The sequence below is a fragment of the Macrococcus sp. PK genome (assembly GCF_022501545.1).
Classification (GTDB): domain Bacteria; phylum Bacillota; class Bacilli; order Staphylococcales; family Staphylococcaceae; genus Macrococcoides; species Macrococcoides epidermidis.
In genome coordinates, this window is record NZ_JAEPRF010000010.1 from 60,106 (window position 1) to 82,847 (window position 22,742).

Genomic DNA, 22,742 nt, shown 5'->3' on the forward strand with positions numbered 1-22,742 from the left:
ACAAACTATGGAAATGGCATTAGAACAAGAACTGATTCTCGTTCTCGACTTCGGAAGTCAGTATAACCAGCTTATTACGCGTCGTATTCGTGAAATGGGTGTATACTCTGAACTTCACGATCATGAAATTTCAATTGAAGAAATTAAGAAGATGAACCCAAAAGGAATTATTCTTTCTGGTGGACCAAACTCAGTATATGAAGAAGGTTCATTCACAGTAGATCCGGAAATCTTTAATCTAGGCGTTCCTGTAATGGGTATTTGTTACGGAATGCAGTTAATGACGAAACTGTTAGGTGGTTCTGTAGAGCGTGCAAATGAACGTGAATACGGTAAAGCAGTCATTACTGCAGAAACACACTCACTATTTACAAAATTACCAGAAGAACAAACTGTCTGGATGAGTCATAGTGATAAAGTAATTAATATTCCTGAAGGGTTCAGAATGATCGCAAATTCTCCAAGTTGTAAATACGCAGCGATTGAGAATGCTGAACGTAATTTATATGGAGTTCAATTCCATCCGGAAGTACGTCATTCAGAATACGGTAATGACTTATTACGTAACTTTATCCGTGAAATCTGTAAGTGTACAGGTGAATGGACAATGGAAAACTTCATCGATATCGAAATCGAGAAGATTCGTGAAAAAGTTGGAGATAAAAAAGTATTATGTGCGATGAGTGGTGGCGTAGATTCATCAGTAGTTGCAGTATTAATCCATAAAGCAATTGGAGATCAGTTAACATGTATCTTCGTCGATCATGGTTTACTTCGTAAAGGCGAAGGCGATATGGTTATGAAGCAGTTTGGTGAAGGATTCAACATGAATATTATTCGTGTAGATGCGAAAGAACGCTTTATGAGTAAATTAACAGGTGTATCTGATCCAGAACAAAAGCGTAAAATCATCGGTAATGAATTTGTATATGTATTTGATGATGAAGCATCGAAACTTGAAGGTGTGGATTTCTTAGCACAAGGTACACTTTATACAGATATCATTGAATCAGGTACAAAGACTGCACAAACGATTAAATCACACCACAACGTAGGTGGATTACCGGAAGACATGCAGTTTGAGTTAATTGAACCAATCAATACATTATTTAAAGACGAAGTACGTGCGTTAGGTATTGAATTAGGAATCCCTGAACATTTAGTATGGCGTCAACCATTCCCTGGTCCGGGTCTTGGTATCCGTGTATTAGGTGAAATTACTGAAGAAAAGCTTGAAATCGTACGTGAATCTGATGCGATTTTAAGAGAGGTAATTGCTCAGGAAGGACTTGAAAGAGAAATCTGGCAATACTTCACTGTATTACCTGACATCCGTTCAGTAGGTGTTATGGGAGATTATAGAACATATGACTATACAGTAGGTGTACGTGCCGTAACAAGTATCGATGGTATGACAAGTGACTTCGCTAGAATTGACTGGGAAGTACTTCAAAAAGTATCAAGCCGTATCGTAAACGAAGTAGCTCACGTTAACCGTGTAGTATATGATATTACATCTAAGCCCCCAAGTACAATTGAGTGGGAATAGAATTGAAAATAAGAAAAACCCTTTAACCACAATGGTTAGAGGGTTGTTTTTATGCTTATTAAATTAAAAAATGGGCAGAAAATGGGCAAAGTGTGAGAAAAACAAAAATATAGCCAAGTTTTCGGGCTTTACTGTAAGTAGGTATAAAAAAAGAACCTATAAAAATAGGTTCGTAGTTGAGTTTAATATTAAATAGTATCCTCGACTTTAGCGTGGCTTACCACACAGGTAGCTTATGATAGTCAGTTGACATTGTTCACACTATACTAAAGAATTATGAGCGATACTATGATTATAATAGCACTGTAATATAATATAAGCAAGTATAAAAAATCAAAATGGATGTCTAAACATACTTTTGCTTTGAGGAAAGTTTGTTCGGGCAATAAACCTAGGCTTCATATTGTTAAATAATTCTAAGTAATGATTTCTAATATTAATAGCATCTTCTTTTCTTGCATTCATGTAGAAGGTACCGTAATTATATAACAAATTGTTGAATATATCCGCTACCTGTATCAAATCGTATTTAGCAGAGTCTTCATAATCTACCTTGACTTGTTCTATTTCAGTTTCCACAATCAATTCTGTTTGTAGATAATGTTCTAAATCTTTTAGTTTTTTAACAGATTTATTTCTTTCATCCAAAATTAAATGAATGGATTTTAATGATGATAAAAAATTGTCTTTGAAAAATATACCCATCATATAATTGTATGTAACGTGAGGGTTTTTTTGTAATCTCTCACTTAAATAAAAGTTATCAATCGCTATATAGTAAAATTTAATATCAGTTTTCTTAATTAATTCATTAATTAAATCAATCTTCATTTCCAAAGGCATGTCAGAACCTTTTATTTCGGTAGTATAATCTAATTCTACTTCGTTATTATTTATGAAGTCTTTTTTAGCTTTTCTGAATACACGCTTCACTTTTTTTGTATTATTTGTTGATATCATACCGATAAAAAAATAACGACAAGTGAAATGTTTATGACATGATATAGATCCAGATTCATCTCCATAGAATGTTAAATGCATATTTTTACCTTCCCACCGCTTCTAGTTTACTCATCATGTCTTTATCCATTTGTTCAGTAACATGACTGTATATTTGTAATGTTGTTTTATGATCTGTATGCCCCACACGTTCCATAATTGCTTTAAGAGATACACCCAATTGACTTAATAATGATATATGGCTATGTCTTAGTGTATGAGTTGTAACATGCTTTGTAATGATTTGTTTACCGTCTTTATCCTTTATGCTTTCTACTGCTATCTTTATATTGCGGTTTACAGATGATAAAGCCATAGGGTTACCATAATGATTAGTAAATATAAACCCTCTATCGTTGTAATTGCTATCCCACTGCTTAGCCTTCTTATTCTCTAGTATAGCTTTACGCAATATATCAATGCTTCTTGTAGTAAGTGATATTGTTCTATATGACGCTTCCGTCTTTGTCGTATCTTTTACACCGAAACCAATTCCATCTATATCATCAACCCAGTGTATCGTACCATCTATTTCTAAAGTAGCTTTGTCAAAGTCTATATTATCCGGTTGTATTGCCAGGCACTCACCAATACGCATACCATTTAAGGCCATAAACTCAACGATATAAGCAGTCATGATAAATGATAACTTCATGTATCCGGCACGTTTAGAAGTAGCCATATCGTTTAATTTATCCACGATTAATTGTATTTCAGTCATCTCTAAATAGTTTTCACGCTTAGCCTTTATTTCATCTCTAGTTTTGGCTTGTTTAGGTATTACTACATCTTCTAAGTACGATATATCATCAAGTTTATAACGTTTTTGTGTATGCTTCATGATATTTCTAACAATACTCATAGCGTCTTTAATTACTTTGTGGCTTAGATTGTCATTAGAAGCGGAAGTAATGAAGTTCTGGAAGGTTTCAGTAGTCATATTTTTGACTAGTATATCTTTACTGATATTACGCTTAATGTGTTCAACTTTGTAATACTTAGTGGATATAGTCGATTGTTTAGATCCCGATATGATTTTATAGTTATTAAACCATTCATCACATGCCTGGTGGAAAGTGAGAGTTTTAAGTGTTGATGGTGTTTTGTCGTTAAGTTTGGCTTGTATCTTCTCATTTAACTGTCTTTCCGCTTCTTTTTGTGATGGCTTAGTGTTCTTATTCATTACAACACTAGTACGCTTCCACTTATCTGTTAAAGGGTCTTTATACTTCTCTATGAAGCGGTATTTAGTTATACCGTTCTTGTCCTGGAACGCTTCACACCACATTGTTAGTCCTCCTTATTTATTTATTGTAATTGTATAATTAGCTTTTTTGAAAACATCTTCTAGTGACATATGAAAATCATTCCCAAAATAATCATTTCTTATATTGGTATCGGTGAATTTATTAATTAAAGCCTCTTTGATAAACTTTTCGATATTTGATTTCACAACTTCTAACATCCCTGGTGATAGTTGTTCTATATAATATGCAAATACATCTTTATAATCATCTTTAGAAGTTATTTCATAATGAATATTTGAAATTGTTTCTTCATGTCCACCGTTACCGTTATTTAAATAATCTATATAAACTACTTGATCGGAGATTGTTGTATTGGGAGTAGTATGACAATTTACCTCAATTACTTCATTTTTATTTTTTTCAATAATTTTTATGTAAATTGAGAAATTTAAATAGAATTGTAAATCTAAGTTATCTTCTCTTATCCACATTTGTTCATATCCTATTAATTCATCTTCAACTATAGAATATTCAAAATCGAAATTATTATTTTCAAAAAAATCACAAGCACTTATACCAAAATAAATACATAGTTTATTGATTGTATCTAACTTTATCATTTCAGATTGATTGTAATAAATAGGCGTTAAAGTACTTCTAGCAATACCAGTTTCTAATGACAATCTAGATATTTTGAGCCTTCTCTCTCCCATTAAGTCGGATAATTTATTTCTAATCATATATACTATCTCCTTTTACTATTAATCTTTTTTAATTATAATTCTTTTTGGACAAAATGTACAACCCCAATAATAAAATGTAGTAAAAACACTACAAAACAGTTGACGAACAAAATAATAAAATATATATTAATAACAATAACAAAACGAAATGTAGTAAATATACTTCAAAAAGTTGTTGGAAACATCAATTGGAGGTGACTTATGAGGAATTCATTAAGTATGATTTTAGGGGCTAAACGAAAAAAATATCTAAAGTTAGTTTAGATACCGGTATTAGTAGAACAACTTTACACGGTTTGTATTATGAAATAACAGAAAATCCAGATACTAAGACAATTACAAAATTGTGTGATTATTTAGAGATTACACCTAATCAATTTTATGGAATAGATCCATATATTGATGTAAAAAATAATGAAGACAATAATAAGGAGGCTAACTAATGAAAACAGAAATATGGAACGGTCATAATATCCGCTTCATTGAAGTTAATTCAGAATGGTGGGCAGTTGCTAGAGATGTAACTGAAGCGTTGGGATATTCTAACCACAATGACACTATTAAAAAGTTAAATAAAAATGGGGTAGCAATTAGCGACCTCATAGACAATATGGGTCGTACTCAAATTGTGAATGTGATTAATGAAATCAATATCTATAATTTAGTGTTTAAAAGCAGGAAACCGGAAGCGGAAGCATTTAAACAATGGATATTTGAGGTTATTAAGGAATTACGCCATAACAACGGTTTGGAAGGCTTCCAGGTGTTCAGAATGTTAGATAAGGAACACCAAAAAGAAGCCATGAAACGTTTGTATGAAGCCCTTAGAAGTGAGGATAAAGAAGCGGTAAAGTACAACAGTATCAAAGCTAATTCAATCACTAATAAGGCTATTAGTATCATGTATGGTTTTGATAAATCAATTAAAAAAGAAGAAATGACACCGGACATGTTACAAGATAGGCAGAAATTACTTGATGAAGTAACCAACTTAATGATTATGAATGAAAAATATAAATTGAACTTATCAATTTCAAAAACTATTTACGATAGTATTCTTAATCAAGTTAAAACCGCTTAAGGAGGTGTTTAGAATGTTACTAGCGTTAAAGTTGATTGTGTATTGTTTTATATCCTTGTGTATTAGCGACACACTAACCAATAATATAAATAATCAATACATGATCATCTATTTTTGTATGTTAGGATTTTTCACAATTGAAGCATATAAAAAATACAATGGAGGTGCATTAAATGACTAATGTAATAGAGTTACAAACGCCACACCCTAGCAATACGGTATTAAAAGATGAACAAGTAGCAGCGGTTAAGATGATTTATTGTAAAATCAGTACCCTTCCGAAGCTATTCAATGTAAGTAAAGCAACATGCTACCGCTTCATTAAAGAAGCCGAAGAAATGCCGGAATTTAAAGGGCGTATATGTGTTGATGTATCCGCAACAATGACGCTTGTACACATAGATACATTTGTAGAGTTTTTAAGAAGTAAGCATAAAAAATATTTGTAGGAGGTCAAAACAATGCAAGAAGTAAATAACATGATTGAGTTTAGCAAAATGGTAATGTTTTCAGATGTAACAACTGAATTAGAAGCGGTTAAGCAGTTTATTAAGACATCCGACAATATTAAATCATTCCAGGAACAAAGTATAGAGGGTGATATGTCTTTAAAAGCAATATATTTAGCCATTGAAGATATATGTAAAGTAATTAGCTTTATAGCACCTAAAGAGATGAAACTTGAGCGTAGTACTGATATAGAGCGTATAAATGCAATTTACAACTTAGGTGAAGTACTTTTTATGATCAATGCGGAATTAAGCAATTATATATCAATGAATGACTTATGGGAGGAAGAATAATGAAAAAAGAAATATTACCAACTGTTGCAAGAGCCGGAATGACACAAGCGTTTTATACAGGTGTCTTAGAAGGTTATAAAGATGTATTAAATGAAATTGAAGATACGAAGAATACATTTGATGGAAACGATAAAGAAATGTTTGTACTCAAATCATTAGAAAAAACAATACTTTTACAATCTAAAAATGAAACGGAAAAAATGCATAAAGAAATGAGTAGGTTTAGAATATTGCCGAAAAAAAGAAGCATATTTAATAGATTACTGTTATTTAATCATAAAAAAGCCTAGTTACATAATCAACCGACCAAAGCAGTTATGTAACTAAGCCCACAAAAAGTAGGACTATTTTATATAGTCCTTACTTGTATTTTATCAGAAAGGTGAAGCCCTTTGTATTAATTATAACATGTGTAGGGTGTGTGGAATTATGGAAAATACTAATTTTGTAGTAAATCATTACGGTAATTTAAAAGCCCAATCATATAAAGGCAGTGAAGCATTTACCTTTGATGACTTAGTAAAGTATTTAGAATATAGTACGGTATCAAGTAATAAGTATGAAGGTGGTTTGTTTATATTAGGTGAGATGTCAGATAGCCATAGAAACGACAGTAATATCATAAATAAACATTGCCTTGTCATTGATTATGATGATCTAGCACCTGGTACAGATTTACCACAAATCATTAAAGATAAATTTAAGGCTAGTTATATATTGTTTTCTACTCATAATCATACTAATGATAACCCTAGATTAAGGCTAGTCATACCATTATCTAAACCACTTCAAAATGAATACTATAAGTATGCTATTGATGAAATAGATAAAGTATTAGGTGTGACATGCGACCAAAGTTGTAAAGCACTTAGCCAAGCACAAGCAAGACAGGTATTGAAGTCAGAACAATCACATAGAGTATTTGAATATAGTAAGACAACGCTACTCAATACGGATACTTTAATAAAAGCGATTGAACACAATACCCCAAAGAATGATTTTAGTTTTTCAGTTAACCCCCCTAAACGTGATGTTAGTTGGTGGTCTAGTATTTGTTATGGGGTAGGAAAAGGGCAACGCAATAGCAGTTTAGCAAGTATAACAGGGCTATTGTTATATAGAGGTGTGCCTATAGAAGCGGTAACAGGTTTATTGTGGTGTTGGAACCAATCCAATGATGAGCCAATGACAGATAAAGAGTTTCAAACAACTTTAGATAGCATTATAAGAACACATATCAAAGGGGGAGGGAAAATAATAACATATGACACAAAAACAGAAGCCAACTGAATTAATAGAGTTTGCAAGTGAGATAAGAAAGGAACACGGATCTAAAATAACAAGATTTGAAAAAGGTGTATCGGCTTTTTTTGATGGTAGGACATTCCTACATGATGAGTTCGCTCAATACATGTTACAACGCTATCAATTTGTAATTCTTGATACAGACGCTTTACATTACTTTGAAAAAACACATTATGTGTATATAGATATGAATAAGTTTAGGCGTATTATAGTTAAAGATATGCCAGGTATAACAGAAAGCCAAAGAAAAGAAGTATGTTATAGTATCATGGCTAGGGCTAAACAAGGTAAAAGGTCTAGCCCACGTTATATTTCACTTAAAAATGGTGTGTTTGATATTGAAACTAAGAAATTAGATCCTAACCATGATGGCTATGTGATAACTAATCATATACCGGTTATTTACGATAAGGAAGCCTATAGCAAAGACTTAAATACCTTTATGAATGAAATATCAAATAATGATAAATCAATCAGGAAACTACTAGAAGAAAGCGTAGGGTATGGCTTATATGCTAGTGCCTTTATGCAAAAATGCTTTATCTTATACGCCCCTGGTAGCAACGGTAAATCATCATGGTTTACATTGTTATATCAATTCTTTGGTGAAGATAACATAACACCACTAAGCCTACATGATACACAACATGAATTTAAGTTATTTGGACTACTTAATAAAATGGTGGCTATAGGTGATGATATTTCCGCTTCAAGAATAGAAGAAAGTGAAAACTTTAAGAAGTTAGTTACAGGTGATCCAATCAATTGTAATAGGAAGTACCAGGAACCGTTACCCCTTAAAAATTATGCTACTTTGATGTATTCAAGTAACCAACTACCTAATATTAAAGACACAACACACGGGTTATATAGAAGGTTAATTATTATACCTTTTATGAATACATTTAGTAAGGATAAAGGTAATTTAGATTTATCCATTAATGAGAAGTTAGATAATCATATAGTACGCTCACACCTATTTAATTTAGCGATAGAGGGGCTAGATAGGTTACTAGCTACTAAAGAATTTACAGAGCCGGAAGCGGTCAAGAAGGCACTACAGGACTACCAAAAAGATAATAATATTGTGGTTGAGTTTGTGGAAGATGTAGGTATAAACAAAGTTTTAAACCAAGATAAGCAAGAAGTATTTGAACAATTTTCATTTTGGTTAGACCGCAACGGATTGAAAAAGAAATCGGCTAGGTATTTAACACAAGAATTAGAAAAGGCGTATGGATTAGAAGTAAAACAATCATCTAAACGTGTGAATGGGATACCAAAAACAATAAGAATTTATAAAAAAGTAGAATAGAAGTAGAATACACGTGGTACAAGTAGTGGTACAAAAAACGTTGGTATGATGGGCTTAAATGCGATTTGTACCACCACATAACCACTTGTTACCGGAAAACTAATATATTTATAAAAGTAGTAAGTAGGAATAAATAATATATATAAAGGTTTTGGGCAAAAAAAACGTTATCCGGTGGTACATTGCTTATAAACGTTGATATGATGGGCTTAAATGTACCACCACTTTTAATAATGTACCACCACATAAGTGGAATACACGCCCCCTATACCTCAATTGAAAAAGTTAATATATAAGAACGGTGAGCGGTCAATACTGTAGAAAAAATAAATCTTTATATTAAAGGGGGTACAAAGCAATTGGAAAATGTACAAGTGGAGATATTTGAAAAAGAAAGAGTAGAAACAAAGCCATACTATAACCCTATATTTGATAAGACTGAAACAAAACGTTATGAGAATAAAAAAGAATTTCAAGAAAGATTAAACCGCTTCTTAATTGATCATACAATTTACAGTATCACACCTATGATAAATGGTGATTTTGATGAGGAAAGCGGTGGCTTTACTAGTAAAATTCTAGTGTGCTATAAAGCACCTGGAAGAGAAGTATAGAAATATATAAGACTTTAATACACATATACATGTATTAAGGTCTTATTTACTAGTCAAAAATGTGCATATATCCATAAAAAGATACGAAATGTAAGCTATAAACCGTTATGTATCAATGATTTAAAATGCTTTTTAAAAAATAAGTTTGCACACCAATTTCACAAACAAATAATTAACATTAGAAAAAACCGTTTCAAACATTGATATTACTGACTTTATTCAATTTTTTAATGCAAATAAATGCTAATTTTTGAGGAGTTTTTAACAATAGTATTTCACAAAGAAAACTTAAATTTCTCAATATATTTAGGTGTTTCCACGTATATAAGAAAAAATGGAGGGATAACATGGCTTATACAGGTCAAAGGAAATGGTACACCAAAGAATTACTAGAAATATGTATAGATGATATGGAAGTGACAGGTGAAAAGTTTACAGGTGTTCAAAAGAAAGGGCTTGATTTTACTAATTTTAAAATTCCGTGCTATGTAGAAGGTGTAAAGGTTGGATATGGTATTAGATACTTCTTTAGGTGTTATAAATGCGGTGAGCGTATTTCAAAAATTTATACAATGCCAAACCCGACTAAAGATAATATTACAGGTTGTAGGCATTGCCTGGAACTCAATTACATATCACAACAGGCAACTAAAACACAGATGGACTATGAAGCACACCTATTATATAGATACGGTAGAATGTTAGATCCTAATTTTAAATTAGATACAATCACACATACGCCATGTCCTTGGAAACCTAAAAACATGCATTATAAAACGTATGAGAAAATAAAGAGCAAATATGAAAAGGCACAATTAAAGGCACAAAAAAAATTTATAGCAATGGTAGGAACATTGCTTAAAAGAACAGGGAATTAATTGTTAAATTAATAAGTAAAAAATCTTATTTAAAATAGTTTAGCAATATAAATGTTATTATTCGTAATTTTGTTTTTTATAAGTTGTTAGTAAATAGTATTCAACATTAATAATAGATATATTCTTTTATGTATATTTGTTATAATCATTTCTATAGCTGAAATAATACTAAATATATGTAATTTTTAAGGAGGGATAGTCATGCTAGTGTTCATTATGCGTAATGTAGATAAATTATCTACTGTTTTATACAAACAAAAAACAGTGATTACGCAGATAAATAAATAATATAAATGAATTAAATGACAATTCGTGTTAAGGTCCAAGGGCAATTAAAATTACATATAAATTATTAAGCTATCTATTTGTTTATCGATGTAATCACTATCGGAGTGATTACATGAATCAAAATATTAAGTTTACTCAAAATTTTATTACAAACGAAAAATTATTATCTAATATAATGAAACAAATAAATATAGATGAGAATGACATAATTTATGAGGTTGGAACTGGTAAAGGTCATCTGACCTCTAAATTAGCAGAAAAATGTAAGCATGTTTATTCAATAGAGTTAGATAAAAAATTATATGAACTTTCTTCGAATAAGTTACAAGATAATAGTAGAGTTACTCTAATCAATCAAGATATTTTACAATTCAATTATCCGTATAGAAAAAAATATAAGATAGTTGGTAACATACCATTCAATATAAGTACTCAAATCGTGAAAGATGCAGTATTTAGAAGCCAAGCTTCTGAGATGTATTTTATTGTAGAAGAAGGTTTCTACAAAAGAATGATAGATACTCGTAGAACTCTAAGTTTGCAACTACAAACACAGGTTTATATACAACAATTGTTACCTATACCTGCTGGAAGTTTTCACCCAAAGCCAAAAGTAAATTGTATTTTAATAAAACTTACAAGACACATATCAGATATAAAAGATAAACATAAGAAAAAATATGAGTTTTTTATATCAAAGTGGGTTAATAAAGAGTATTCAAAATTATTCACTAAAAATCAGTATCATCAAGCATTGAAACATGCAAGGATAAAAGACCTTAATAAAATAAGTTATGAACAAGTATTATCAGTTTTTGAAAGTTATATATTATTCAATCCACGAAAATAAGTGTAATAATTGAGCCCTTCTAGTATTGAAATAGGTGGGCTTTTTATATAAATTATAGTATAAAGTGATTATTTTATAAATTTTCAAAGGTAATATTATTAAATTAACACAAGTGCATATTAAAATGGGCAGAAAATGGGCAGATTTATAAAACAATGGGCAACCCCTGGAAACGTAAATTAAAAAAGTGATCGCTTCAAAGCCTTGATATAAGGGTTTTTGAAACTCTGAGGAAATTCTAAAATAGCAGTTAGCGATTGAGTGGGAATAGACTTAACAAAATAAAAAGAGATGTGTTGTTAAATAACACATCTCTTTTTATTTGTGAAAAACTTTATTCGAATTGTCATAAAAAAGACACAATATTAACATTATAAGTAAATTTTGTTTTAAAATTAATTAAAATATATATATAGAAAAATTAAAAAAACACCTTTATAGCAAACAGGTTTATGTCTTTTTATTATATAAATATAGTTAATTTCATCATTATAGGAAAAGGTATATTTTTTATATGATTTTCTTAATTCTCTGCTTAATAACATACTATATTGCTATTGAAAAGGGAACCATTAGCACATAAAATATTAATGATAATAGAAATTAGTAATGTGTAATTTTTTTGTCTAATTTAAAATCCAATGTTAATAAAGGAGGCTAATATGAATAAATTAACCAGGATTATTTTGATGATAGCAATGGTTGTAATGGCATTACCCTTACAGTTTATTTCTCAAAATAAAGCCGATGCTGCGACTAGTAGTGTGCCACCTGCTTTGTGTACAAAGACTTTGACAGGCACTACTTCTATTCCTAAAGTCACACTGAGTCCAAAACCGCTAGATTTAGTATTTATTCTAGATGCTAGTGGATCATTTACTGCAAATATGCCTAAAGTAAAATCCATGATAAATACAGCTATTGATAAGTATGTGCAACCTGCTGATGGTGACCGTACAATGGTTACTACATTCCAAGGTGTAAAAAATAATATTTATCAAGCACCTGTAGGTACAAATTACTATGCATATACTGAGGGTGATTATAAAATAACAACAAACAGTTCGAAACTGACATCTGATATAACTTCAGTTAAGAGTTTTGTTAATGCAGTTACACCTAGTGGAGGAACACCGACACCAAGTGGTGTGACGCAAGCACTGAATGATTATAAATCTGTAGCTGGTGCAGCTACAGGTAGACAAACGGTATTTGTATTAATTACAGATGGTGTTGTCAATGTAAATCCAAAAACAGGTAATATAGAGAAAAACTCAACGCTTGAACAAACATACATAGATAAATTTAAATCTGTAAGTACTGTAGTTGGCACATACTACGATTCAAGTTTAGGTCAATACTATACACAATATCGCTGGGCCAGATTTAATGCTGTTACTGGTGCGTTTATTAGATACGAATATGTGAATGATTACCAGGGAACAGTGTATGATCAATTTTATGACTCTGCAAATGGTGCATGGTCTTATATTTATCAATACGAAACTTCGCAGGACTGGAAAGCAAGATTGAATGATTTAACAGCTGCAGTTACAAGTGTTAAGACATCATACCCTAATGCAGAACTTGTTGTTGGTTTCTTAGAAGATAGAAATTCATTCTCTAATATGGCACAGTATGGACCTCTATATGAAACGACGATGCGTCCACAAATTCAAACCACTTTACAAAGTTATGCAACTGATCCAAGTTACTATATTAATACAGGGGACCCGACAGTATTTGTTAATCAATTATCTGCAGCAATTAGTAACGCGGTACAGGCAGTGAGTTCTACAGGTACATTTACATTAACTGCTGGGTACAAAATGGAAACCATGACGCTTGTTAATAAGACGACTGGACAAAGAATTCCATTAACGTTTACCCAAAATGGTTCAACAATAACAGTTAATCAATTTGATTATGACGGATCCGAGTATAATTTAGAATATACAACACAACTGCTCAATCCAGATCTACTTGTTATTGATGCGGATCCTACGGCAGATGAAATAGGACCCACACTAACCGGTGAACTTACTTTCGGTACTCAGAAAGTAACCGTACCTAAGTTTGGACCTTCTAAAGCAGATACTTATCAGTATTTTAATTGTGAAACAACAGTAAAAAAATCTGTAAAAAAAGCGACTGAAACTTCATATAGAACACCAAGTACAACTTTAGATTCCGGGACACAAACATTTTCGTTTTCGAATGACTATGCTTTTAATCGATCACCATTGGCGTGGACAACAAGTCCAGTACTTTATGATAAGATTGATCCGAGATTAGAAATTTTAGATGTTAAGGTTATTGCGCTCGATAAAAGCGGGACTTCATCAGTACCGTTTACTTTAGGATCAAGTGCAATTACAACAACAAATAATGAAGTTAAAGTGACATTACCAGCAGATGCAGATGGTACATTTACAAGTTATTTAGGAGACCAATATAAGGTGCTGATAACAGCAAAGATAAAGCCTGAGTTCACTCAAGCTGGAGCGCTTTATACTGATATTGTAACGAACGGCATACCAAACCAGGCGGAAATTATAACTACAATTTCTGGTACTACGACGAAGCAATCCTTATTATCGAATGAAGTAAAAGTTTATGCACCGGATCAACGACCTTGGCCAATTTCATTCCAGAAGAATGGTGTTGCACCTGACGGTAGTAAGAAGGGGATACCTGGTGCAGAATTTAAAATAACACCAGTTACTACTTACGAAGATGCATCTGGAAAAATTGTACAATTAGAAAATGGAACACCGGTAACGGCGACTTCAACATCTACTGGAAAAGTTATTACTCCTGATTTAATGCCCGGTGTATACATTGTTGAAGAAACAACTGCACCACCAGGTTATGTTAAAGACAATTCTAAATATAAAATAACGATTAATAGTGATGGAAGCTATACTGTTGTTAAAATAGACACTACAGGAACAGAAACTTCAATGCTAAGTCCACTAGCAGTGGATAATAAACAGTTAAAGGCAACGATTGATTTAGTAAAGCAATCAAATGTAACTTCGGTAACGAAAGCTGGAGACCTAATTACGTATACATTCACAGTAACTAATACTGGAGAAATCGCTTTATACAATATTAATCTGGATGATCCGATGTTCCCGCAAGGAATTACGCTAAGTAAAACGACGTTAAATCCTGGGGAAAGTACGACAGCTTCAGTAACTAAGACTGTTACGCAACAAGATATAAATGCTGGAGATATAGTAAATACAGCAAGAGTTACAGGTACACCACCAGGTGACATCACACCTCCAACGGATGAAGGCAAAGTGACGATTTCAACGCCTGATACACCTGCAATTACTATGGACAAAGTAGCAGATAAATCCGTTGTTAAAGAAGGAGATATCGTTACTTATAACTTCACTGTAACGAACACAGGAAATGTAACTTTAACAAATGTTTCATTGAATGACCCGATGCTAGGTGGAGAGGTTTCTCTTGTTAAAACTACATTATTACCTGGGGAATCAACAACGGGTATAGCAAAATATACTGTGACAGAGAAAGATATGTTTAATCCAACCATTGCGAATACAGCAACAGTTGTAGGCACACCGCCTTCAGGGACAACTGTTACAGCAAAAGATACTGAAACAGTTACACCAACATCAACACCATCCATTACATTGGATAAAATGATACAAAATGAGTTGGTTACAATGCCTGGGCAAACGCTTTATTATAACTTTACTGTAAAAAATACAGGAGACGTTACACTTACGAATGTGACTGTAAGTGACCCGATGTTCTCTGACGGTATCAATTTACAAGATACAACGTTGTCCCCTGGAGAAACAACAACAGGAACAGCAACACACACTGTAACTCAAGCCGAATTTGATTCGGGAAATATTAAAAATACAGCAACAGTAACAGGCACACCACCAACAGGCACACCACCATCATCAACTGATACAGTTGATGTTCCAACACAGCTTAGTCCATTGATTAAGTTAGAAAAGACAACAACAGCCACACAAGTAAAAGAAGGAGACAAAGTTACATACAATTTTGTTGTAACAAATACCGGTAATACTACACTTAAAGAAGTAGTATTAAACGATCCGATGTTAGGTGGAAATGTCTCACTTCAAAAAACAACGTTAGCGCCAGGAGAAACAACGTCAGGAACAGCCACATATACTGTGACTACTGATGACATGGCAAAAGATGCGATTAAAAATACGGCGACAGTTAATGGTAAAGATTCAAAAGGTACAAATGTTACTGATAATGATGATGCTATCGTTACACCAGACGGTAAACCGGGAATAAATCTTGATAAAGCCACAAATACATTAAATGTTGCTAAAGCTGGAGATGTTATCGATTATCAATTTACAGTAACGAATACAGGAGATACGACTTTAACAAACGTTGTAGTAACTGACCCGATGTTCCCTGATGGCATTACTTTAGCTAAAACAACATTAGCACCTGGAGAATCAACAACAGGTACAGCGAAACATACAGTTACACAAGCGGAAATGAATGCAGGAACAATTCATAATACAGCAAAAGCGACAGGTACACCGCCATCGGGAACACCGCCAACTTCAACAGACGAAGTAACGGTACCTGCGATAGGTACAACTGGAATAGATTTAGAAAAAGAAGCGAATTTAACAGAGATTAAATCAGCTGGAGAATTAGTAACATATACATTTACAGTAACGAATACTGGTACAACTACGTTGAAAAACGTGGTAGTGAATGACCCATTAGTTGGGGGACCTGTTACAATTCAGAAAACGACATTGGAACCTGGAGAGACAACAACAGGGACAGCAACATATACTGTACAACAAAGTGATATTAACAACGGTAAATTACCTAATACAGCATTCGCAGTTGGAACAGCACCAGATAATTTAGATGATCCATCAGACACGGATTCTTTAGAAATACCGGCTGTTACATCAAACGGTATTTCGATTGAGAAGACAGCAAATCCAACAGAAATTACAGCTGCGGGTCAAACAATTACTTATAACTTTAAAGTAACGAATACAGGAAATACTACTTTAAAAGATGTAGTCATTAACGATCCGATGTTCCCAAGTAATCGTATAGTAACAAATACAGTTCTTGAACCAGGTGAATCAACTGAAGGAACAGCTATTCATGTTGTAACTCAAGAAGAATTTGATTCAGGTAAATTAGTTAATATTGCAACGGTAACAGGTACACCACCATCGGGAACACCACCGACGGACACCGATACTGTAGAAGTTCCAACAAAACAAAATACTGGCATCTCTATTGAAAAAACTGCAGGGCAGACAGTTATCCAGCAAACTGGGGAAGTTATAACGTATAGCTTTACAGTAACGAATACTGGAAATACAACGCTTACTGATGTAGTTTTGACTGATCCAATGTTCCCGGATGGTGTCACGTTATTAAAGACAACATTATTGCCTGGTGAGTCAACAACAGGAACAGCAACACATACTGTTACACAAACTGATTTAAATACATTAAGTGTGGATAATACAGCAACAGTAACAGGTACACCGCCAGGAGACTTAACACCTCCAACAGCTACGGATACTGTAAATATTCCGACTGAACATAAGCCGGAAATTGATTTACACAAACATGCAAATGTTCAAGAAGTAGACCACGTAGGTCAAGTCATAACTTACGATTTAGAAATACTTAATACAGGTAACGTAACGTTAACTAATATCGAATTAATAGATCCGATGTTTGGTGGTGTTATAAAACTAGATAATACGACATTACAGCCGGGAGAAATGACAGAAGTACAATTACAACATGTCGTAACACAAGAAGAGTTTGAAAGTGGAGAAATAACGAATACAGCAAATGTTACAGGCTTACCTCCTGAGGGGCCTGAAGTAACTGATGAAGAAATAGAAGTTGTTAATACGACTCCAACAGCAAATATTACTTTGGATAAATCGAGTGATGTAAACAATGTTACTGAAGCAGGAGATGTAATTAACTATACATTTGTTATTACCAACACAGGAACGAGTACACTAACTAATGTCACACTTACTGATGAAAAGTTAGGTGGCTCAATCACACTGGAAGATACTGTACTTGCTCCAGGTGAATCAACAACGATTTCAAAATCATATACCGTTACGCAAGAAGATATAAATAACGGAGAAATAATCAACACAGCAACAACAACAGGCACACCGCCAGCTGGATTGACACCACCAACAGCAACAGACGATAATAGAGTAGAAGCAACAGGAACGCCAGATATTATTATTGTTAAATCAGTTGATCAACAAACATTCAAAGTTGGAGATACATTAACTTATTCGTTTGTTATAACAAATATAGGAAATGTCACATTAACGAATGTACACAGTGAAGACTTATTTACTGGACAAAATATCGAGTTAGATAAAACAACACTTGAGCCAGGAGAACAAGCGGTAGGAACGATTAAATATGTAGCGACTCAAGAAGATGTTGATAGAGGTAGAATTGATAACCAGGCAGTGGTAACTGGAACCCCACCTGGAGATTTAGAACCGCCGTTTGATAATGATACTGTCACTGTGACATCTGATAGATCAGCATCAATTTCATTAGATAAATCAACAGATAGTAACAACGTTAAATTAGGTGAAACAATAACGTATACATTTAAAGTGAAAAATACAGGAACAACGACATTGACGGATGTCATTGTGACTGATCCAATGTTCCCTGAGGGTATTACTTTAACTAATACAACATTATTGCCAGGGGAAGAAACAACAGGCAGCGCTACTAAAGTAGTAACTCAAGCAGATATTGATAGAGGTGTTATAACGAACACAGCAACAACAACTGGAACCCCACCTGTTGGATTAACACCACCGACTGCAACCGATACAGCTGATGTATCAACTAACCAGCAATCAACAATCGATCTTGACAAGACAGCTAATAAAACATCAGTCGCTTTAGGTGATAATATTACGTATACATTTACAGTAACAAATACCGGTAATACAACTTTAACTGATGTTAAAGTAACTGACCCGATGTTTAGCAGTGTTACTTTAGATAAGACAACGTTAGCACCAGGTGAAACAGCAACGGGAACAGCAACTAAAGAAGTAACACAACAAGACGTTGATGCGGGTGTTGTTACAAATACAGCAACAACAACAGCTACACCACCATCAGGTACACCACCAACAGACGAAGATACTGTAGAAGTACCAACTGATGCAAAAACGAGTATTAAAATAGACAAAACTACTGATGCAACAGGATTAGTGGCAGGTCAAACAATAACATTTGACTTTAAAGTAACAAACACAGGAACAGTTTCATTGAAAGATGTAATTGTTACAGACCCAATGTTTAGTGGCAATATTACTCTAGCTAAAACAACTTTAGCACCAGGCGAATTTACAACAGGAACAGCATCTTACGTCGTAACACAAGAAGATGTTGACGCAGGAAAATTATCAAATACTGCGATTACTACTGGTACTCCGCCTGGAAGTCTAACACCACCGACAGCACAAGATACAGTTGAAATTACTCAAAGTGGCTCAACATCAATCTCTTTAGATAAATCAGCTGATTTAACGACGATTAAAGCAGGAGACCAAGTCAATTACACATTTAAAATTACAAACACAGGAACGACGACATTAACGAATGTTGTTGTAACAGACCCAATGTTCCCTGAAGGTATAGAATTACTTTCAAAAACATTGAAACCAGGTGAATCGACAACAGGAGTTGCTCCTACAGCGCATCAAGTTACACAATCAGAAATTGATGCCGGTAAATTAACAAATACAGCAACAGCGACAGGTACTCCACCTGGAAGTCTAACACCACCGACAGCAACTGATACTGTTGATATACCAGCAACACAATCAACAGCGATTGATATTGAAAAAGCAGCATTACAGCAGGAAGCTAAAGTTGGAGAATCTATCACGTATACCTTTACAGTGACGAACACTGGAAACGTGACATTGACAAATGTTGTCGTAAAAGATCCAATGTTTAATGCGATTACGTTAGACAAAGCAACATTAGCTCCAGGTGAAGTTGCAACAGGCACAGCAACAAAAGTTGTAACACAAGATGATATTGATGCTGGAAAAGTAACAAACACAGCAACAGCAACAGGAACACCACCAGGCGACTCAAAGCCACCAACAGATGAAGATACAGTGGTTGTGCCAGCGAAACCTGAGACAAGCATTGCATTAGACAAATCGACTACATCAACTGAATTAGTTGTTGGGGAGAATGTAACATTTACATTTAAAGTAACGAATACAGGAAATGTAACGTTAAAAGATGTAATCGTAACAGATCCAATGTTCCCGGGCGGCATAGTATTAAATTCAACAACATTAGCACCAGGACAATCTACTATTGGTACTGCAAGTCATAAAGTGACACAAGCTGAAGTGGATGCTGGAACATTAATAAACACAGCAACAACAACAGGAACACCACCAGGCGAATTAACACCGCCAACAGCTGAAGATACAGTAACAATTACCCAAGATAGAACATCAACAATTGATTTAGTTAAAAAAGCAGATAAAGTGATTGCCAATGTCGGAGATCCGATTAATTACACATTTACTGTAACGAACACAGGCACAACAACATTAACAAATGTTGTTGTGACGGATCCGATGTTCCCAGAAGGCATTACACTATTAACAACGACGTTGGCACCAGGTGAGTCAACAACTGGCGTAGCAACTTATATCGTGAAACAAACAGATGTAGACACAGGAAAAGTTGTTAACACAGCAACGACAACTGGTATACCACCAGTAGGTTTAACACCACCGACTGATACTGACACAGCGACAGTCCCTACAGATGCTAAAACAAGTATCACATTGGATAAAACATCTGATGCGACTGGATTATCATTAGGTGAAACAATAACGTATAACTTCAAAGTAACTAATACAGGGACAACAACATTAACGAATGTCATAGTAACAGATCCAATGTTCCCAGACGGTATCAGTTTAGCAACAACGACATTAAAACCAGGTGAAACAACAACTGGAACAGCAAGCAAAGTGGTAACACAAGATGATATTGATGCTGGAAAGGTTGAAAATACGGCGACAACAACCGGAACACCACCAGGTGATTTAGAACCACCGACAGATAAAGATACAGTTGTCACAACACAAGATGGAACTCCAGCTATTACGTTAGATAAAATAGCAGATAAACGATTGGTAAATGTCGGAGATTCAATTACTTACACATTCACGGTAACTAATACGGGAACAGTGACATTGAAGGATGTCACTGTGAAAGACGCAATGTTCCCGGACGGCATTATGCTAGCATCAACAACATTGAAACCAGGCGAATCAACAACAGGTACAGCAACAAAAGTAGTAACACAAGATGATATTGATGCTGGAAAAGTTGAAAATACAGCGATAACAACGGGAACACCGCCAGGTGATGTTACGCCGCCAACTGATGAAGATACAGTGGTTGTTGATACTGATAGTTCAACAGCGATTACGCTCGATAAGTCAGCAGACCAGACAAGCGTAAAAGTTGGGGATACAATCACGTACACATTTGATGTAACAAATACAGGTACAACAACATTAACAGACGTCGTCGTAACTGACCCGATGTTCCCGGATGGCATCACGTTACTGTCAACGACATTAAAGCCAGGCGAATCAACGACAGGCACAGCAAGTAAAGTTGTGACACAGGATGATATCGATGGTGGAAAAGTCACAAATACAGCAACGACAACAGGAACACCGCCAGGCACATTAACACCGCCGACGGCGACAGACACAGTGGAAGTACCGGCAGAGCAACAGGCAGCGATTGATTTAGAGAAAACATCAGATCAAACAAGCGTAAAAGTTGGCGACACAATCACGTATACATTCACGGTGACAAACACCGGAACAGTAACATTGAAAGATGTAGCCGTAACAGACGCAATGTTCCCGGACGGTATCACGTTAGCAACAACAACATTAAAACCAGGTGAAACAACAACTGGAACAGCAAGCAAAGTGGTAACACAGGATGACATCGATGGTGGAAAAGTAACGAACACAGCAACAACAACGGGTACACCGCCAGGTGAAATCCCACCACCAACAGATGAAGATACAGTAGAGGTTCCAACGAACCCGGCAGCAAGTATCGCATTAGATAAATCAACAACAGCAACTGGATTAGTGGCAGGCGAAGCAGTAGATTACACATTTACAGTGACGAATACAGGTAACGTAACATTGAAAGATGTGATTGTAACTGACCCGATGTTTGGTGGCAACATCACATTAGGTAAAACAACACTATTACCAGGAGAATCGACAACAGGAACTGCATCACACATCGTAACGCAGGATGAAGTAGACGCAGGTAAGCTAGAAAACACAGCATTAACAACAGGAACACCACCAGGCGACCTAACACCGCCGACGGCAGAGGACACAGTTGTGGTAACACAAGACGGATCAACAGCGATTACGCTCGATAAGTCAGCAGACCAGACAAGCGTAAAAGTTGGCGACACAATCACGTTCACATTTGATGTGACAAATACAGGTACAACAACATTAACAGACGTCGTCGTAACTGACCCGATGTTCCCGGATGGCATCACGTTACTGTCAACGACATTAAAGCCAGGCGAATCAACGACAGGCACAGCAAGTAAAGTTGTGACACAGGATGATATCGATGGTGGAAAAGTCACAAATACAGCAACAACAACAGGAACACCGCCAGGCACATTAACACCGCCGACGGCGACAGACACAGTAGAAGTACCAGCAGAAGTTATAGAAGAACCAACAACAGAAGAACCGACAACAGAGAAACCAACAACAGAAGAACCGACGACAGAAGTTCCAACGACAGAAGGAGCAACAACAGAAGAACCGACAACAGAAGAACCGACAACAGAAGAACCGACGACAGAAGGAGCAACAACAGAGAAACCGACGACAGAAGAACCGACGACAGAAGAACCGACAACAGAGAAACCAACAACAGAAGAAC

Annotated in this window: 14 protein-coding genes and 2 pseudogenes; 13 read left to right on the top strand and 3 right to left on the bottom strand. The window is 34.6% G+C overall.

Features of this window, described 5'->3' with window-relative positions:
• Positions 1-7: 7 nt before the first annotated feature.
• Positions 8-1,549 (top strand): glutamine-hydrolyzing GMP synthase, encoded by a 1,542-nt coding sequence (gene guaA / locus JJJ02_RS08230; RefSeq protein ID WP_240838299.1) that lies wholly within the window; start codon positions 8-10, stop codon positions 1,547-1,549.
• Positions 1,550-1,882: 333 nt separating this feature from the next.
• Here guaA and JJJ02_RS08235 read toward each other — a convergent pair whose 3' ends face one another.
• Genes JJJ02_RS08235 through JJJ02_RS08245 form a run of 3 tightly spaced genes read right to left on the bottom strand, consistent with a single transcriptional unit; the run spans position 1,883 to position 4,535 of the window.
• Positions 1,883-2,590 carry a DUF3800 domain-containing protein gene (locus JJJ02_RS08235; protein WP_240838301.1) on the bottom strand — a complete coding sequence of 236 codons (708 nt, stop codon included), beginning with the start codon at positions 2,588-2,590 and terminating at the stop codon, positions 1,883-1,885.
• Positions 2,591-2,594: 4 nt separating this feature from the next.
• Positions 2,595-3,836, bottom strand: coding sequence for a tyrosine-type recombinase/integrase (locus JJJ02_RS08240; RefSeq protein WP_240838303.1), 1,242 nt, complete (start codon positions 3,834-3,836; stop codon positions 2,595-2,597).
• Between the two features lie 12 nt (positions 3,837-3,848).
• A complete protein-coding gene (locus JJJ02_RS08245; protein WP_240838305.1) occupies positions 3,849-4,535 on the bottom strand; it encodes a helix-turn-helix domain-containing protein in 687 nt (228 codons plus the stop codon).
• Between the two features lie 204 nt (positions 4,536-4,739).
• Between JJJ02_RS08245 and JJJ02_RS08250 the strand changes: the two are divergent.
• The 12 genes and pseudogenes from JJJ02_RS08250 to JJJ02_RS08305 form a co-directional block, all read left to right on the top strand.
• Positions 4,740-4,981 (top strand): annotated as a pseudogene (locus tag JJJ02_RS08250) (helix-turn-helix domain-containing protein).
• Positions 4,981-5,619, top strand: a complete 639-nt coding sequence (locus tag JJJ02_RS08255) for a BRO-N domain-containing protein (protein WP_240838307.1) — start codon at positions 4,981-4,983, stop codon at positions 5,617-5,619. The pseudogene JJJ02_RS08250 and the gene JJJ02_RS08255 overlap by 1 nt, the downstream one beginning before the upstream one ends.
• Before the next feature lie 173 nt (positions 5,620-5,792).
• Positions 5,793-6,068, top strand: coding sequence for a hypothetical protein (locus JJJ02_RS08260; protein ID WP_240838309.1), 276 nt, complete (start codon positions 5,793-5,795; stop codon positions 6,066-6,068).
• A gap of 12 nt (positions 6,069-6,080) precedes the next feature.
• The gene (locus tag JJJ02_RS08265) at positions 6,081-6,422 is read left to right on the top strand and encodes a hypothetical protein (protein ID WP_240838311.1); all 342 of its coding nucleotides are present in this window, start codon (positions 6,081-6,083) and stop codon (positions 6,420-6,422) included.
• Positions 6,422-6,712 carry a hypothetical protein gene (locus JJJ02_RS08270; protein ID WP_240838313.1) on the top strand — a complete coding sequence of 97 codons (291 nt, stop codon included), beginning with the start codon at positions 6,422-6,424 and terminating at the stop codon, positions 6,710-6,712. Before JJJ02_RS08265 ends, JJJ02_RS08270 begins: the two co-directional genes overlap by 1 nt.
• A 139-nt stretch (positions 6,713-6,851) precedes the next feature.
• On the top strand, positions 6,852-7,712 hold the full coding sequence (locus tag JJJ02_RS08275) for a primase C-terminal domain-containing protein (RefSeq protein ID WP_240838314.1): 861 nt from the start codon (positions 6,852-6,854) through the stop codon (positions 7,710-7,712).
• On the top strand, positions 7,687-9,042 hold the full coding sequence (locus JJJ02_RS08280) for a DNA primase family protein (protein ID WP_240838315.1): 1,356 nt from the start codon (positions 7,687-7,689) through the stop codon (positions 9,040-9,042). Before JJJ02_RS08275 ends, JJJ02_RS08280 begins: the two co-directional genes overlap by 26 nt.
• Positions 9,043-9,401: 359 nt before the next feature.
• Positions 9,402-9,656, top strand: a complete 255-nt coding sequence (locus JJJ02_RS08285; RefSeq protein ID WP_240838316.1) for a hypothetical protein — start codon at positions 9,402-9,404, stop codon at positions 9,654-9,656.
• 347 nt (positions 9,657-10,003) lie between these two features.
• Positions 10,004-10,534, top strand: coding sequence for a hypothetical protein (locus tag JJJ02_RS08290; protein WP_240838317.1), 531 nt, complete (start codon positions 10,004-10,006; stop codon positions 10,532-10,534).
• 201 nt (positions 10,535-10,735) lie between these two features.
• A pseudogene (locus JJJ02_RS08295) lies at positions 10,736-10,818 on the top strand (23S rRNA methyltransferase attenuation leader peptide).
• Positions 10,819-10,934: 116 nt separating this feature from the next.
• On the top strand, positions 10,935-11,672 hold the full coding sequence (gene erm(45) / locus JJJ02_RS08300) for a 23S rRNA (adenine(2058)-N(6))-methyltransferase Erm(45) (RefSeq protein ID WP_063844522.1): 738 nt from the start codon (positions 10,935-10,937) through the stop codon (positions 11,670-11,672).
• A 662-nt stretch (positions 11,673-12,334) separates the two neighbouring features.
• On the top strand, positions 12,335-22,742 hold a 10,408-nt coding region (locus JJJ02_RS08305), incomplete at its 3' end, for a DUF7507 domain-containing protein (RefSeq protein ID WP_240838319.1).

What these genes read in the sequence shown, in the direction of transcription:
- JJJ02_RS08255 (WP_240838307.1), top strand. Translation starts at nt 4,981, where the DNA reads ATGAAAACAGAAATATGGAACGGTCATAATATCCGCTTCATTGAAGTT.
- JJJ02_RS08275 (WP_240838314.1), top strand. Translation starts at nt 6,852, where the DNA reads ATGGAAAATACTAATTTTGTAGTAAATCATTACGGTAATTTAAAAGCC.
- JJJ02_RS08240 (WP_240838303.1), bottom strand. Translation starts at nt 3,836, where the DNA reads ATGTGGTGTGAAGCGTTCCAGGACAAGAACGGTATAACTAAATACCGC.
- JJJ02_RS08265 (WP_240838311.1), top strand. Translation starts at nt 6,081, where the DNA reads ATGCAAGAAGTAAATAACATGATTGAGTTTAGCAAAATGGTAATGTTT.
- JJJ02_RS08270 (WP_240838313.1), top strand. Translation starts at nt 6,422, where the DNA reads ATGAAAAAAGAAATATTACCAACTGTTGCAAGAGCCGGAATGACACAA.
- JJJ02_RS08235 (WP_240838301.1), bottom strand. Translation starts at nt 2,590, where the DNA reads ATGCATTTAACATTCTATGGAGATGAATCTGGATCTATATCATGTCAT.
- JJJ02_RS08245 (WP_240838305.1), bottom strand. Translation starts at nt 4,535, where the DNA reads ATGATTAGAAATAAATTATCCGACTTAATGGGAGAGAGAAGGCTCAAA.
- JJJ02_RS08260 (WP_240838309.1), top strand. Translation starts at nt 5,793, where the DNA reads ATGACTAATGTAATAGAGTTACAAACGCCACACCCTAGCAATACGGTA.
- JJJ02_RS08280 (WP_240838315.1), top strand. Translation starts at nt 7,687, where the DNA reads ATGACACAAAAACAGAAGCCAACTGAATTAATAGAGTTTGCAAGTGAG.
- guaA (WP_240838299.1), top strand. Translation starts at nt 8, where the DNA reads ATGGAAATGGCATTAGAACAAGAACTGATTCTCGTTCTCGACTTCGGA.
- JJJ02_RS08290 (WP_240838317.1), top strand. Translation starts at nt 10,004, where the DNA reads ATGGCTTATACAGGTCAAAGGAAATGGTACACCAAAGAATTACTAGAA.